Genomic DNA, 14,561 nt, shown 5'->3' on the forward strand with positions numbered 1-14,561 from the left:
ATGTTGCGCTTGAAGACGATTGCCGCCCTGATCGGGCTGACGCTGGCCATCGCCACGCCGGCCACGGCGCAGATCATCGATTATTCCCGCTTCGAGACAGCCAAGCGGATCGGCGACCAGTTGAGCAGCACGCAACTGCGCCAGCTGCAATCCGACCTGTCGTGGAACACTGGCTACAACAGCCTCACCAATTTCCCCCTCTGGGGCAATTTCGACGAGGCGACCTTCGTCGCGATCCGGAACTTCCAATCGCACAATCAGAGAAGCTTGAACATCAAGCCGTTCGAGGAAAACAGCATTCCCTCGCCCGAATTGATCAAGCTCGCCCGTACCAAGGCAGCCAAGCAGAAAGCCTTGCTCGACTTCAGGACCGCCAGCGCCCAGGGCATGACCATCGACTACCCCGCCTCGCTGCTGCCGAGCCGCGAAGAAACGCCGACGGGCCTGCGCCTGCGGGCGCCACGCTGGGACATGAGTGTGGAATTGCAGGCTTTTTCGGCAGGAGACATGCCGTTCGAGGCGCGTTTCGAAGCCATGAAGGCCACGCCGGAGGTGACCCGGATCGTTCAGGCCAAGCTCTTCAAGGCACGGGCGGAGCGTAACCCGACCTATTTCGTGCTGTTCGGCACCAAGGACAGCCTGGGCTTCTATGCCCGCTTCATCAAGGGTGCCGACGGTTCGGCGCGGGGCATGATCATCCGCTGGAACGCCGACACCGGCAAGGACACCACGCAGATGGTGGAGATGTTCGAGGCCTATGACGCCTTTGGGGTGATGATCGGTTCGCTGCGGCTGGATGACGACGATAGCAGCTCGGCAGCGCCAGCGCCGGTGTCCGAAGCCGCCGACCTCAGGGCCAATCGCCAGCTCTGTGGACGGGCCAAGGCTGCGGACGACATCATCAAGGCTTGCAGCGACGTGCTGGCGGTCGGTGACCTCCTGCTGCCCCAGACACTTGCCGAAACTCGTTCGAACCGGGGCTGGGGCTTCTACCTCAAGGGCGACTACGACACGGCCATCGTCGACTACAACGAAGCCATCGCCCTGCGCCAGGATGACGACCTCCCCTTCTCAGGGCGTGCCTATGCCCGCTTCGCCAAGGGCGACAATGCGCAGGCCATTGCCGACTTCGACCAGGCCCTGCGCCTGAAGCCCGACAGGACCGAGCTCCTGAGCTATCGCGCCTCCGCCGCCCTCAGGCTCGGCCGCCTGCAGGAAAGCGTCGACAACATCACCTCGGTGGTCGCCGGCGGCAAGGCGGTCACCCCCGACTACCTCAATCGCGGCGTGGCCCTGCTCGAGCTCGGCCGCAAGGACGAAGCCACGTCGGATCTGACCCGCGCCGTGGAGCTTGCAAACCAGGACCTCGCTGCGGATCCCGCCAGAAATGCCTACAGCCTGATGTACCGGGCCATGGCCAGGGCCTATGGCAACGACCCGGACGGCGCCATCGCCGACGCGACGCGCTATCTGGCGGCCACGCCGCAATCCCCGGAAGCCTTCCACGCCCGCGGGCTGGCCAACGCGGCCAAACAAAACTACGACGCGGCCATCGCGGACTATACCCAGGCCATCAAGCTGGGCCGCAAGAGCTTCATCCTGCGCCAGCGCGGCGATGCCTATCTCGCCGCCGGCCAGCCAGACCTGGCGGCCGCCGATTACCTGGCGATGCTGCACCAGTTTCCAACCAATGCGCTGGCCGCCTCGGGTCTCGAAAAAGCCAAGCAGGCGGTGGTCCAGAAGTTCGGGACCAGCACGCCGCCGGCCTCGGGCGAAGGCACTGGCGGTGCGCAACAGCCCGCGCAAGCTCCCGCGCCGATGGGCAAGCGCATCGCCCTCATCATCGGCAACGGCGCCTATACCGGCACCAGCCCGCTGCCCAATCCCAAGCGCGACGCCGCCAGGCTGGCGGAAACCTTCCGCAGCATCGGCTTCACTGACGTCACCCTGGCGGAAGACCTCGACAACCAAGGCTTCAACCGGGCCCTGCAGGCGTTTTCGGACAAGGCGGCGCAGGCCGACTGGGCGGTGGTCTACTATGCCGGCCATGGCATGGAGGTCGACAACGTCAACTATCTCCTTCCAATCGACGTCAAATTGAAGAGCGAACGCGACATCCTCTTCGAGGCCGTGCCGCTCGATCGCGTGATGGCGGCAGGCGAAGGCGCCAAGTCGCTGCGCCTGGTCATCCTCGACGCCTGCCGCAACAACCCCTTCGAGGGCAGCATGGCCAAGAAGAGCGCGACCCGCGCCGTCACGCGCGGCCTCAGCCGGGTCGAGCCGGATGGCGCGACCCTGGTGGTCTATGCCGCCAAGGCCGGCCAGGTCGCCCTGGACGGGGCGGACGGCAACTCGCCCTTCGTCACCGCGCTCGACACCAATCTGCGCAAGCCCAATGTCGAGATCGGAAAGCTCTTCCGCCTGGTGCGCGACGACGTGATGAAGGCGACCGAACGCCAGCAGGAGCCCTTCACCTACGGCTCGCTGCCGGGCGAGGACTTCTTCTTCAATCCGGGGAAGTAAGGAGCGGGCTGCATAACCCCTCATCCCCCTGCCGGGACCTTCTCCCGCAAGGGGAGAAGGGACTCGAGTGGGATAAAACGAGCCGAATGAAACCCCTTCTCCCCTTGCGGGAGAAGGTGGCGGCAGCCGGATGAGGGGTGCCGGCGCTCCCCTCAAACCTCGAAGCAGGCAACCAGGCGATCGTGCTTCAGCTCCAGCCCCGGGCGTTCGTCCCGGCAATGGGGTTTGACGATCGGACAGCGCGGGTTGAAGGCGCACCCGGCCGGCGGAGCGAAGGGCGAGGGCAACTCGCCTTGCAATACGATACGCTCGCGCTTGCGGTCGGGATCGGCCTGCGGCGTCGCCGACATCAGCGCCCTGGTATAGGGGTGCTGCGGCGCCGAGAACAGCGCGTCGCGCGAGCCCATCTCGACCGCCCGCCCCAGATACATCACCATCACGTCGTCGGCGATGTGGCGCACCACCGACAGGTCGTGGCTGATGAAGATATAGGCGAGCTTGAACTCCTGCTGCAGTTCGGCGAGCAGGTTGAGCACCTGCGCGCGCACCGACACGTCCAGGGCCGAGACCGGCTCGTCCAGCACCAGGATCTTCGGCCTGAGCATCAGGGCCCTGGCGATGGCTATGCGCTGGCGCTGGCCGCCGGAAAACATATGGGGATAGCGCAGCGCCTGCTCGGGGCGCAGGCCCACCCGCCTCATCATGGCAAGGGCGGCCTCGCGCCGCTCGCCCGCGCTCATCCGGGTGTTGACGAGCAGAGGCTCCTCCAGCGCCTGCGCGATGGTCTGGCGCGGATTGAGGGAGCCGAAGGGGTTCTGGAACACGATCTGGATTTCGCGGCGCAGGGTCTTGCGCTGCTCTGCCGTCGCCAGCTTCACATCGATGCCGCCGATGGTCAGCGACCCCGCACTGGGCTGCTCGATCATGGTCAGCAGACGCGCCAGGGTCGACTTGCCGCAGCCGGACTCGCCCACCACCGCCAGCGTCTTGCCGGCCTCCAGGGAGAAGCTGACGCCGGCCAGCGCCTTGACGACCGCCGTGCCGCCGAACATGCCGCGCTTGACTTCATAGGAGCGCGCGAGGTCACGCGCTTCGACGAGGGCTGCCATTACACGGCCTCCATGCGGGCCGCTTCGCCACCCGCCAGCGGGTGGATGCACAAGGCCTGGTTGTAGTCCACGCCGGCCCGCTTGGGCGGCGCGGCGCGGCATTCATCGGTGGCATAGGAACAGCGCGGCGAGAACAGGCAGCCGCGCGGGCGGTCATACTGGCCGGGCACCACGCCGGGGATCGAGGGCAGGATCTGCGAGGTGGCCCGCTCCGGCAAGGCCGCCAGCAGGGCCGACGTATAGGGATGGCGCGGCGTGTGGAACAACGGGCCCGTCTTGGCCATCTCGACCTGCTGTCCGGCATATTGCACGACCACGCGCTCGGCGGTTTCGGCGACCACGCCCATGTCATGGGTGATCAGCACCACGGCCATGCCGCGTTCCTCGCGTAGCTTGACGAGGAGATCGAGGATCTGGGCCTGGATGGTGACGTCGAGCGCCGTCGTCGGCTCGTCCGCGATCAGCAGCTTGGGATTGCAGGAGATCGCCATGGCGATCATCACGCGCTGGCTCATGCCGCCCGACATCTGATGCGGAAAGGCCGACAGGCGGCGCGCCGGATCGGTGATGCCGACGGCCTTCAGCAGGTCCACCGCCCGCTCCCGCGCCTCACGCCGCGATATCGACATATGAGTGCGTATGGCCTCGGTGAGCTGAAAGCCGACCGTGAAGCAGGGATTGAGCGACGTCATCGGCTCCTGGAAGATCATCGCCATGTCGCGGCCGATGATCTTGCGCCGCTCGCGCGGGGTGATCTTCTGCAGGTCCTGCCCGTTGAAGGAGAGCCTGTCGGCGGTGATGCGGGCCGTTTTGGGCAGGAGCCCCATCAGCGCCAGCATGGCAACCGACTTGCCGGATCCCGACTCGCCGACGATGGAGACGATCTCGCCAGGATCGATCGAGAGCGAGACCCCGTCCACGGCCCGGAAGAAGCCGTGCTTGACCTGGAACTCGACGGTGAGATTGGAGATTTCGAGCAGCGCCATGTCCTACCCTCGCTTCAACTTGGGATCGAGCGCATCGCGCAGGCCGTCGCCAAACAGATTGATGGCGACCACTGTGACCAGAATGCAGATGCCGGGCGCGATGGCGAGCCAGGGCGCGCTCTGGATGTCTTGGCGGACGTCGGAGAGCATGGCGCCCCATTCGGGAATGGGCGGCTGCGCGCCCATGCCGAGAAAGCCCAGTGCTGCAGCCTGCAGGATGGCGTCGGAGACACCGAGCGTCGCCTGCACGATCAGCGGCGCCATGCAATTGGGAAGGATGGTGCGGAACAGCAGCCGGGGCGGCTTGACCCCCACCACCGTGGCGGCGGTGACATAGTCCTTCGACAATTCCCCGAGGGCGGCCGCCCTGACGATGCGGACATAGCGCGGCAGGAAGACGATTGTGATGGCCGCGACGGTCGGCACCAGGCCGGGCTGCAGGATGGCGACGATCACCATCGAGAGCACCAGATCCGGGATCGACATGATCAGGTCCATCAGACGCATCAGGACGAAGTCGAACCAGCCGCCGAGATAGGCGGCGATCAGCCCGAGGATGACGCCGAGCAGCATCGAGACCGCCATCACGGTCAGGCCGATGCCGAGCGAGTAGCGGGCGCCATAGATCAGGCGCGAAAGCACGTCGCGGCCACCGCTCTTGTCGGTCCCGAGGATGAACTCCCAACTCCCGCCCTCGACCCAGGCCGGCGGCTGGCCAACATGGCCGGGATGGCCGGCATCCGGCCAGCCCGGCGCGTTATAGGGTGCATAGGGCGCCAGGAAGTCGGCGAAAACAGCAACGAGAACCACCAGGACGAGCACGACAAGGCCCGCAACGGCGCCCTTGTTCTGCTTGAGCGAGTCCCAGATCTCGGCGGCGGCGGAAGGCGGCTTGGCCGGGCGGATTGCCGCCGCGGCTTGCGTGTCAGCGGCCATGGCGAATCCTTGGATTGATGACGCCGTAAAGCAGGTCGACGAAAAGATTGATGAAAGTGACGAGGATGGCGATGATCAGGATGCCGCCCTGCAGCGCCGGATAGTCACGGCGCGAGAAGGAATCGATCAGCCACTTGCCGACGCCGGGCCAGGAAAACACCGATTCCGTCTGCACCGCGCCGGCGAACAGCATGCCGATCATCAGGCCGACGACCGTGACGATCGGGATCATGGCGTTGCGCAAGGCATGCAGCCCGATCACCCGGACCGGCGCCAGCCCCTTGGCCCTGGCAGTGCGGACATAATCTTCGTTCAGCACTTCCAGCATGGCGGAGCGGGTGATGCGCATGATCACCGCCAGGGGGATGGTGCCGAGCACGATGGCGGGCAGGATGAGATGCTGCAAGGCCGACCAGACGGCCCCTTCCTGATCGGACCAGAAGGCATCCCAGAGCATGAAGCCGGTGCTGGTTTCCTCGTCGAAATAGAACATCGTGTCGATACGCCCGCCGACAGGCGTCAGATCGAGCTTCAACGACACCAGCAGGATCAGGAGGATGCCGAACCAAAAGATCGGCATGGAATTGCCGATCACGGCGAAAGCGGTGGCGATGTAGTCGGCAAACTTGCCCCGCTGGAGGGCCGCGAGGATTCCGAAGGGAATGCCGAGTCCGACGGCGAAGATCATGGCCGCGAAGGCCAGTTCAACCGTGGCGGGAAAGAGGGTGAAGAACTCGCTCAGCACCGGCCGTTGGGTGACGAGGGAGGTGCCGAAATCACCATGCAGGAGTTGCCAGAGATAGCGGCCGAACTGCTCGTAGACAGGTTGATCGAGACCGAGTTGGTGGCGGAATTCGGCCAGGCGTTCGGGCGAAATACCTCTTTCGCCCACACGCACTTCGACCGGGTCGCCGGGAACCATTCGAATGGCGAAAAACGCCAAGGCGACCAGCGCGATGAAGGTCGGAACGGTCATGGCGACGCGCTTGAGCAGGAAAGTCAGCATGGGCGCTCGCGGGTCAGCAGTAGAAAACAGGATACAAAAAGGCTGCCGGGCCGATGAAGACCTGGCAGCCTGAAAGCGTGATTACTTCTTCAGATCGGTATCGAAGAACTCGAAGCGGCCGAGCGGCGAGGGCTTGAAGCCTTCGACGTTCTTGCGAACGGGCGTGTAGACCACCGTATGGGCGATGTTCAGATAGGGAACCTCGTCATGGGCGATCTGCAGCATCTCCTGGTAGAGCTTGGTGCGTTCGGCCTTGTCGAAGCTGGCGCGGGCCTTCTCCAGGCGTTCCTGGTGGTCCTTGTTGCACCAGCGCGGATAGTTCTGCGAGACGGGCTTCTTCTTCTCGATGTCACAGGCGAACAGGAAGAAGAAGTTGTCGGGATCGCCATTGTCGCCGGTCCAGCCCATCTGCGGCAGCGAGGCCTCGCCGTTCTGCAGGCGCTTGCGGTAGTCGCCCCATTCGTAGGTGACGAGCTTGGCGTTGACGCCGATCTTGGCCAGATCGGCCTGCATCAGTTCGCCCATGCGCTTGCCGTTGGGATTGTACGGCCGGTAGACCGGCATGTACCACAGGTCGATGTCGATCGGGGTCTTCACCCCGGCATCGGCCAGAAGCTTCTTGGAAGCCTCGGGGTCATAGCCATATTCGGGAATCTTGTCGTTGTAGCCGAGCATGAAGGAGGGAATCAGCGTGGTCGAGGGCTTGCCGCTGCCTTCATAGACGTCCGAGAGGATCGCCTTCAGGTTGATCGCCTTGGCCAGGGCCAGGCGCACTTCCTTCTTGTCCAGCGGGGGCTTCTCCGTGTTGAAGGAGAAGTACATGTCGTTCAGGCCTTCATTGGTCAGGACCTTGATGTCCTTGTTGGCCTCCATCGACTTGAGATCAGAGGGATTGGGGCCGACCATGACCTGGCATTCGTTCTTCTGCAGCTTGGCATAGCGGGCAGCCGCATCCGGCGTGATCGCATAGACGAGCTGATCGAGCTTGACCTTGCCGTTCCAATATTGCGGGAAGGCCTTGTAGCGGATCACCGCATCCTTCTGATAGGCGACGAACTGGAAGGGGCCGGTGCCGACGGGCTCCTGGTCGAACTTCTCGGGCGTGCCGGCCTTCTGCAGGAAATCGGCATATTCGGCCGAATGGATGGTGGCAAAGTCCATGCCGAGATTGGCCATGAAGGGCGCATTCGGCTTGGTCAGGGTCATCTTCACGGTATAGTCGTCGACCTTCTCGATCGACTTCAACAGACCGGGCATATCCATGTCGTTGAAGTAGTCGTACGAACCGCCGGAAACCTTGTGATAGGCATTGTCATCCTTCCACTGGCGGTTGAAGGAGAACAGGACGTCGTCCGCGTTGAAGTCGCGGGTCGGCTTGAAGCCCTTCCAGGAGTGGAACTTCACGCCCTTGCGCAGATGGAAGACGATCTCGGTGCCGTCCTTGGAAACATCCCACTTCTCGGCGAGGCCGGGCCGCAGATCGGTGGTGCCCGGTGCAAATTCCACCAGCTGGTTGTAGACCGGCCGGGCGGCATCGAGCGAGGTGCCGGTGGTGTTCAGGGCCGGGGTGAAGTTCTCGGGACTTCCCTCCGAGCAATAAACCAGCGTCTTGGTCGCGGCCATTGCCGTCGTTCCCAGCAACGCGGCAAAGCCGGCCGCCAGAAGGCCTGTCTTCAGCAGTTTTGACATTTGTTCCCCACTGTCATGGTGCATTGTTCCGTCCGCCTGCAAGCGAACGCAAACGCCGAACGGGCATTCAGGGCGTACCGTCGGTCATTGTTTCAGGCCAGACAAAAGCGTTTCGAGCCGAGGAGCAGACGCTCGAGGACGCCAGCCTTGCGGCTTGCCACGTCCGCCATGGGCCAAACCCATGGCCGAAACGACCTGCTCATCGGCCAAAGCCGCAGCGCCACCGAAGGCGGTGAGGCGATGAATGGCCCTCCGCAGCGCGGCTGCGCCTGCCAGGAAGCATGTCCCGGCCGCGCTTGCGCTCTCACCGGCCATTTTCGGCCTCATCTAGCTCCAAACCATACCCGACGTTACGCCCCTTGCCCAGTTGGCGCGTATGGAAGCCTTTTTATGCGTTTTCGGCAATCGGAATCTGACATTTCCGTGGCGTTTGTAATTTTTGTATCAGGAAGCGCCAAAGAAAAACCCCGCGACAATTCCACGGGGCTTTTCTGTAACATAAAGTTACCCGAGCGGGCGGCGCGACGGGACGCGTCGCGACAAGAATCAGGCGGATTTCACAAAGAGGTCGAGCTTCTTGAAATGCTCGGCGAGGAGATAATAGACCGTCACGCGTGATTTCGAATTGTCGGCCTTCAACTTCTCGATCACCGCCACGACGGCCGCGTCGAGCTTGTCGTCCGCATCCGTCAAGGCAAGCTTCTTCTTGAGGAAGCTGTCGCGGACACGGGCAAGTTCCGCGGGATCCTTGCCGGCGACGAGCGAAGAGTCGCGATTACGCAGAGCAATACCGAGATGTTTCACGACACCGGCCACAGCGGCTTCGTTCACATTGGAGGTGTATTTCTTGATATCAGCGACGTAGGTAGCCAGATCAGACATCGGTGCGCATTCCTCCTGAATCACGATGCATCGGACGCAGTTATTTGCTGGTCGAAACAAGCGTGGAATATTAGGGCATGATTTGCCGGCAGGCGCCACCGCAAAGTGCGGCTTTCCCTACGGAAACCGTAGAGAAATGCACCCAAAAATCACTCAGCGCCGTTTTTCCTCGATCGCATCCCAGATCTGGGCGGCGAGATCGGGGCCACCGAGCCGCTTGATCGCCCGCAAGCCCGTCGGCGAGGTCACATTGATCTCGGTAAGATGGCCGTCGATCACGTCGATGCCGGTGAACAGCAGGCCCTTCTCCCGCAGCGCCGGCCCGATCCGATCGCAGATTTCCCGTTCGCGTGGCGAGAGGTCGGTCGGCTTGGCGGCGCCGCCGCGCACCATGTTGGAGCGGATGTCGCCCGGCTGCGGCACCCGGTTGACCGCGCCGGCGGCGACGCCGTCGACCAGGATGATGCGCTTGTCGCCTTCGGAGACCTTGGGCAGGAAATGCTGCACCACCCAGGGCTCGCGCGACAGCGAAGCGAAGAGATCGTAGAGCGAACCGAAATTCGGATCCTGCCTGCTCACCTTGAACACGGCCGCGCCGCCATTGCCATAGAGCGGCTTCATCACCACGTCGCCATATTCGGCCCGGAAGGCCTCGATCTCGGCGCGGTCGCGGGTGATCAGCGTCGCCGGCATCAGGTCCGGAAATTCGGTGACCAGGATCTTCTCGGGCGCATTGCGCACATGGAAGGGGTCGTTCACCACCAATGTCCTGGGATGGATGCGCTCCAGCATATGGGTGGTGGTGACATAGGCCATGTCGAAGGGCGGATCCTGGCGCAGCAGCACCACGTCGAAGCCGGACAGATCGGTACGGCTTTCTGCGCCGGCCTTGACGTGATCACCCTCGACATCCTGCACGGTGACCGGCCTGACCTGGGCGGAGACGACGCCGCCCCGCTGGGACAGGGTGTCGGGCGTGTAGACGGCCAGCGAATGGCCGCGCGCCTGCGCCTCCAGCATCAGCGCGAAGGTGGAATCCCCCTTGATGTTGATGCGCTCGATCGGGTCCATCTGCACGGCAACGGTGAGCTTCATCAGCCAATTCCTCGGATTTCCAGGCTATCGAAAAAGGACTGCTAGTTAGATAGCCGCCGACGCCGCGCCGCAACAGACGCCGGGACGGCTTACGACAAAAAGATTTGATCGAGAGCGGGAGACATCGACGAGGGTCGATCACCAGAGCCAGACTCAATGTTCGCAAACGGAGCCGAGGAGACCAAAATGGTCGATCTCGCTCCATCTCTCGATGGGGCTGAGGAGATCGACCCTCCTGGGAACGCTACTTCGCCTTGGATGCATCGCCGACATAGCCGGCCATCAGGGTCTGACCGCTGGTCTCGTCGCGCAAGGCGAACAGGAAGGGCTTGTCGGCGACGAAGGAGAGCTCCGGCTTGTCGGCAAGACTGCGCGAGGTGATGGCGGTAGCCGCCGCAGCTTCGGTCCCCTTCTCGTCGATGGCGATGGCGACCTTCTGGATGATCTCGTCGATCTTCTGCGGCTTGGCCGAGAACTGGCGCAGCGCGTCCGGTGCCCCGGCGGCCGGATCGAGCCCGAGGCCATCGAGGCTGGCCCTGAGATCGCCACCGGCCTTGATGGTGAGGCGCGGCAGGGCAACGCTGCCGGTCATCTCGGCGAACCCCTCCCCCGTCAGCCAGCCGGAGACCTCCGAAAAATCGGCAAGGCCGGCCGGTTTGTCCGTGGTGGTGATCAGGATCAGCGCATAGCCCTTGGTGCGGTAGGGCAGGGAAACGCCGACGAAGCGCCCGTCCTGGCGGGCCAGCCGCGAGGCCGAACCCGAATGCATCATCGCCACCTTGGCCGCCCCGCCATCGGCACGATGGAAATCGGCCTCGCCGGTCTGGGCGGGATCGAAGGCCATGCGCCACTCGTCCTTGAAATGCAAGGCGTTGAGCAGGACGAGGCCTCCCTTGTGCAGGGGATTGTCGATGAGGCTGGGGATGAGCCCGCGCGTGCGCTCCTTGACCAGGGCGTTGATGGCATCGCGCGTCGCCGGACTGGCGATGTCGGTGACCTCCACCGTCGCGCCCGCCTGCTTCAGTTTCGCCAGGGCGGCCGGCTTGGGAGCGGCCTCCCGGTCGAAATAGACCGCGCCGATGCCGGCCAGCGGGCTTTCATCCTTGCTGCCCGCGATCAGGGGCGAAAGGGCCTGGCGCAGCTTAGCGAAATCGCCGGCCTTGCCTTCGAGACGCAGCGTCTTGAGCAGCGCGGCATGCAGTTTCGGGCTGGCGCCGAGGTCGAGCAGCGAGAAGGCGGCCGCCAGGCTGGCCGGGGAAACCACGAGGTTGGGCTCGCCCGCCGCCGCCTTGCCCTGCGCGACGAGCAGATCGAAGCCGAAGCGGGCGGAGGCCTGCGATACGGCGCTCGGGGCCGATTGCGCCTTCTCGGCCGGCTTGGCATCTGACGATTTGGACTTGGGTGCGGCCCCCGCCTGCAGCGGCATGGCGGCGAGCAAGCCAAGGATCATCAAGGCTCTCCTCGATACTGCAAACTCTGCGCGGCGGCCCATGCCCCATCCTCCTCAACGGGCATCAATGCCCGGTCACTTGCCCCAGTTAAGCATGATGCCATGGACGCGCTGTATCGCAGAGCACCTTTCTGCGTGAATGCACCGCACAATACGGGCTTTCCCCGCACCCCCCGCCCCGCTATAAGGCTGCCCCTTGGGGGTCATGGTCGCGGCTCGGCCAGCGAATCCGGCCATGTCTCCCAGAGCAAAGCGAGAAACCGCGCCTTGCTCTCGTCGTTGCATCGCCCACGCCGAAAGTCGCCACCGCCTTTCGGCACCAGGTTCCAGCGGGGTCCGCCATGCGCAGCGCGTCGATCGAGCGCGTCACCAATGAAACGTCGGTGTCCGTGGCCGTCGAACTCGACGGCACCGGCAAGCACGACATCGCCACCGGCGTCGGCTTCTTCGACCATATGCTCGACCAGCTCGCGCGCCATTCGCTGATCGACATCACCGTGCGCACCAAGGGCGACCTGCATATCGACGACCACCATGCGGTCGAGGATACCGGCATCGCCCTGGGACAGGCCATCCGCAAGGCGCTGGGCGACCTCAAGGGCGTCACGCGTTATGCCGACGCCTATCTGCCGATGGACGAGACGCTGACGCGCGCCGCCATCGACATTTCGGGGCGTCCCTTCCTGGTGTTCAAGGTCGATTTCCCGCGTGAGAAGATCGGCACCTTCGACACCGAACTGGTGCGCGAATGGTTCCAGGCCTTCGCCATGAACGCCGGCATCACGCTGCATGTCGAGACGCTTTATGGCTCGAATGCCCATCACATTGCCGAAAGCTGCTTCAAGGCGCTCGCCCGGGCCCTGAAGTCGGCGATCGCCATCGACCCGCGCCTGGAAGGCCAATTGCCGACCACCAAGGGTAAGCTCGGAGGCTGAGACGATGCCGAGCTGGTTCGTTTTCGAGCCCACCAAGACCGCTCCCGATACGCTGGAAGCCGCCGACAAGTCCGTCTTCGTCAAGGATGGCTTCAGCCTCGGCGCCTTTCTGGTCACGCCGGTCTGGCTGCTGTGGCGCAGGATGTGGCTGGTGTTCCTGGCCTGGCTGGGGCTCCAGGTGGCCCTTGCCGTGCTGACATCGACATTCTCCCTTGACCAGCGCGCCGCCGGAATCGTCTCGCTCCTGGTCAGCCTCTGCTTTGCCCTGGAGGCAAATGCCCTGCGCGCCTGGACCATGCGCCGCCAGGGCTGGCGCTTCACCGGCATCGCCTCCGGCCACACCCTCGATGAAGCCGAACAACGCCATTTCGAAGGGCGGACGATCAACCTCCCGAACCCGCCCGCCGCAGGCCAATCGTGGCTGGGCCGATCGAAGCACGGGCAGGCAACGTCCGACCGCGATTTCGTCGGCCCCTGGTCGACGCCTGCCCCGAGCAGCGGCTCGCCGAGCGTACTCGGCGTCTTTCCCGAACCGCATGGAACAAAACCTTGATCGCGACCATCATCGACTACGGCTCGGGCAATCTGCATTCCGCCCGCAAGGCCTTCGAACGCGCCGCGACCGAAGCCGGCCTGTCCGTCGCCATCGAGGTGACCGATGATCCCGAGCGGGTGGCCGGCGCCGACCATGTCGTGTTGCCGGGCGTGGGGGCCTATGCCGATTGCAAGCGCGGCCTCCTCGCCGTGCCCGGCATGATCGAAGCCCTCGGCCATGCCGTCGCCACCAAGGGACGGCCCTTTCTCGGCATCTGCGTCGGCATGCAGCTGATGGCCGAACGCGGGCTCGAATTCGAGACCACCGCGGGGCTCGGCTGGATCGGCGGCGACGTCAAGGCGATCCAGCCTGCCGATCCGGCCCTCAAGGTGCCGCATATGGGCTGGAATACCCTGTCCGCCAGGCGCGGCCACGCCCTTCTTGCTGGCATACCGACCGGCCCGTCCGGCCTTCACGCCTATTTCGTCCATTCCTATCATCTGGCGGCCGCCGACCCGGCCGACGTGATCGCCGAGGCCGACTATGGCGGCCCTGTCACGGCCATGGTCGGCCGCGCCAACATGGTGGGAACCCAGTTTCATCCCGAAAAGAGCCAGACCCTCGGCCTGGCCCTGATCGCCAATTTCCTGCGGTGGCGCCCGTGATCCTCTTTCCTGCAATCGATCTCAAGGAGGGGCGCTGCGTGCGCCTCGTCCAGGGCGACATGGCCCAGGCCACCGTCTTCAACGACGATCCGGCCGAACAGGCGATCGCCTTCGAGGACATGGGCTTTTCCCACCTCCACGTGGTCGACCTCGACGGTGCCTTCGCCGGCAAGCCGATGAATTCGGCCGCCGTGGAACGCATCCTCGCCGCCTGCACCATGAAGGTGCAGCTCGGCGGCGGCATCCGCGACTTCACGACCGTGGCCGCCTGGCTCGACAAGGGCATCGCGCGGGTGATCATCGGCACGGCCGCGGTGCGCGATCCCGCTTTCGTCAGGCAGGCCGCCAAGGCCTTCCCAGGGCAGATCGCCGTGGGCCTCGATGCACGCGACGGCCTCGTCGCGGTCGAAGGCTGGGCCGAGGTCTCCACCGTGACCGCGGAGGAAATCGCCAAGCGTTTCGAGGATGCCGGCGTCTCCGCCATCATCTATACCAACATCGCACGCGACGGCATGCTCAAGGGTATCGACTGGGACGGCACGCTGGCTCTGGCCCGGGCGATCTCGATCCCGGTGATCGCCTCGGGAGGCCTTGCCTCCATCGCCGACGTCGAACGCCTGGTCCAGCCGGATGCCGCTCTGCTCGAGGGCGCGATCGCGGGCCGTGCGCTCTATGACCGCCGCCTCGACCCTCGTGAGGCTCTCGCCCTGTTGGGCAAGACGGCCTGAGATGACGGGTCATCCCCTGCGC

The 14,561-nt window shown here is 64.5% G+C and carries 13 protein-coding genes; 5 read left to right on the forward strand and 8 right to left on the reverse strand.

The features are described from left to right. Complete coding sequence (locus C5L14_RS18550) at positions 1-2,523, forward strand: caspase family protein (RefSeq protein WP_105863534.1); 2,523 nt, start codon at positions 1-3, stop codon at positions 2,521-2,523. Between the two features lie 152 nt (positions 2,524-2,675). Here C5L14_RS18550 and C5L14_RS18555 read toward each other — a convergent pair whose 3' ends face one another. The 8 genes from C5L14_RS18555 to C5L14_RS18590 form a co-directional block, all read right to left on the reverse strand. Further along, complete coding sequence (locus tag C5L14_RS18555; protein WP_105863535.1) at positions 2,676-3,632, reverse strand: dipeptide ABC transporter ATP-binding protein; 957 nt, start codon at positions 3,630-3,632, stop codon at positions 2,676-2,678. Next, positions 3,632-4,618 carry an ABC transporter ATP-binding protein gene (locus C5L14_RS18560; RefSeq protein ID WP_105863536.1) on the reverse strand — a complete coding sequence of 329 codons (987 nt, stop codon included), beginning with the start codon at positions 4,616-4,618 and terminating at the stop codon, positions 3,632-3,634. Before C5L14_RS18560 ends, C5L14_RS18555 begins: the two co-directional genes overlap by 1 nt. 3 nt (positions 4,619-4,621) lie before the next feature. Then, entirely contained in the window at positions 4,622-5,554 is a 933-nt protein-coding gene (locus C5L14_RS18565; protein WP_105863537.1) for an ABC transporter permease, read from the reverse strand. Continuing rightward, positions 5,544-6,560 carry an ABC transporter permease subunit gene (locus C5L14_RS18570; RefSeq protein WP_105863538.1) on the reverse strand — a complete coding sequence of 339 codons (1,017 nt, stop codon included), beginning with the start codon at positions 6,558-6,560 and terminating at the stop codon, positions 5,544-5,546. Before C5L14_RS18570 ends, C5L14_RS18565 begins: the two co-directional genes overlap by 11 nt. Before the next feature lie 81 nt (positions 6,561-6,641). Then, the gene (locus C5L14_RS18575; protein ID WP_105863539.1) at positions 6,642-8,249 is read right to left on the reverse strand and encodes an ABC transporter substrate-binding protein; all 1,608 of its coding nucleotides are present in this window, start codon (positions 8,247-8,249) and stop codon (positions 6,642-6,644) included. A 546-nt stretch (positions 8,250-8,795) separates the two neighbouring features. Continuing rightward, on the reverse strand, positions 8,796-9,122 hold the full coding sequence (locus C5L14_RS18580) for a DUF2853 family protein (RefSeq protein WP_209433440.1): 327 nt from the start codon (positions 9,120-9,122) through the stop codon (positions 8,796-8,798). Between the two features lie 162 nt (positions 9,123-9,284). Next, positions 9,285-10,226: a glutathione synthase gene (gene gshB / locus C5L14_RS18585; protein WP_105863541.1), complete on the reverse strand. Its 942-nt coding sequence runs from the start codon at positions 10,224-10,226 to the stop codon at positions 9,285-9,287. A 244-nt stretch (positions 10,227-10,470) separates the two neighbouring features. Further along, positions 10,471-11,676, reverse strand: coding sequence for a serpin family protein (locus tag C5L14_RS18590; RefSeq protein ID WP_181161231.1), 1,206 nt, complete (start codon positions 11,674-11,676; stop codon positions 10,471-10,473). A 341-nt stretch (positions 11,677-12,017) separates the two neighbouring features. On the opposite strand from C5L14_RS18590, the gene hisB reads away from it, so the two are divergent. Genes hisB through hisA form a run of 4 tightly spaced genes read left to right on the forward strand, consistent with a single transcriptional unit; the run spans position 12,018 to position 14,539 of the window. Continuing rightward, complete coding sequence (gene hisB, locus C5L14_RS18595; RefSeq protein WP_105863543.1) at positions 12,018-12,611, forward strand: imidazoleglycerol-phosphate dehydratase HisB; 594 nt, start codon at positions 12,018-12,020, stop codon at positions 12,609-12,611. Positions 12,612-12,615: 4 nt separating this feature from the next. Then, positions 12,616-13,164, forward strand: a complete 549-nt coding sequence (locus C5L14_RS18600) for a DUF2628 domain-containing protein (RefSeq protein ID WP_105863544.1) — start codon at positions 12,616-12,618, stop codon at positions 13,162-13,164. Further along, a complete protein-coding gene (gene hisH / locus C5L14_RS18605) occupies positions 13,161-13,811 on the forward strand; it encodes an imidazole glycerol phosphate synthase subunit HisH (protein ID WP_105863545.1) in 651 nt (216 codons plus the stop codon). The genes C5L14_RS18600 and hisH overlap by 4 nt, the downstream gene beginning before the upstream one ends. After that, complete coding sequence (gene hisA, locus C5L14_RS18610; protein ID WP_181161232.1) at positions 13,799-14,539, forward strand: 1-(5-phosphoribosyl)-5-[(5-phosphoribosylamino)methylideneamino]imidazole-4-carboxamide isomerase; 741 nt, start codon at positions 13,799-13,801, stop codon at positions 14,537-14,539. The genes hisH and hisA overlap by 13 nt, the downstream gene beginning before the upstream one ends. The last annotated feature ends 22 nt before the right edge of the window (positions 14,540-14,561 follow it).

The sequence above is a fragment of the Labrys okinawensis genome, assembly GCF_002982075.1.
In the GTDB taxonomy this organism is placed as follows: domain Bacteria; phylum Pseudomonadota; class Alphaproteobacteria; order Rhizobiales; family Labraceae; genus Labrys; species Labrys okinawensis_A.

Bases quoted from the DNA above. Each gene is read 5' to 3' on its own strand.
- C5L14_RS18570 (WP_105863538.1), bottom strand. From the start codon at position 6,560: ATGCTGACTTTCCTGCTCAAGCGCGTCGCCATGACCGTTCCGACCTTC.
- C5L14_RS18600 (WP_105863544.1), top strand. From the start codon at position 12,616: ATGCCGAGCTGGTTCGTTTTCGAGCCCACCAAGACCGCTCCCGATACG.
- hisB (WP_105863543.1), top strand. From the start codon at position 12,018: ATGCGCAGCGCGTCGATCGAGCGCGTCACCAATGAAACGTCGGTGTCC.
- C5L14_RS18550 (WP_105863534.1), top strand. From the start codon at position 1: ATGTTGCGCTTGAAGACGATTGCCGCCCTGATCGGGCTGACGCTGGCC.
- C5L14_RS18575 (WP_105863539.1), bottom strand. From the start codon at position 8,249: ATGTCAAAACTGCTGAAGACAGGCCTTCTGGCGGCCGGCTTTGCCGCG.
- C5L14_RS18560 (WP_105863536.1), bottom strand. From the start codon at position 4,618: ATGGCGCTGCTCGAAATCTCCAATCTCACCGTCGAGTTCCAGGTCAAG.
- C5L14_RS18590 (WP_181161231.1), bottom strand. From the start codon at position 11,676: ATGATCCTTGGCTTGCTCGCCGCCATGCCGCTGCAGGCGGGGGCCGCA.
- C5L14_RS18565 (WP_105863537.1), bottom strand. From the start codon at position 5,554: ATGGCCGCTGACACGCAAGCCGCGGCGGCAATCCGCCCGGCCAAGCCG.
- gshB (WP_105863541.1), bottom strand. From the start codon at position 10,226: ATGAAGCTCACCGTTGCCGTGCAGATGGACCCGATCGAGCGCATCAAC.
- C5L14_RS18555 (WP_105863535.1), bottom strand. From the start codon at position 3,632: ATGGCAGCCCTCGTCGAAGCGCGTGACCTCGCGCGCTCCTATGAAGTC.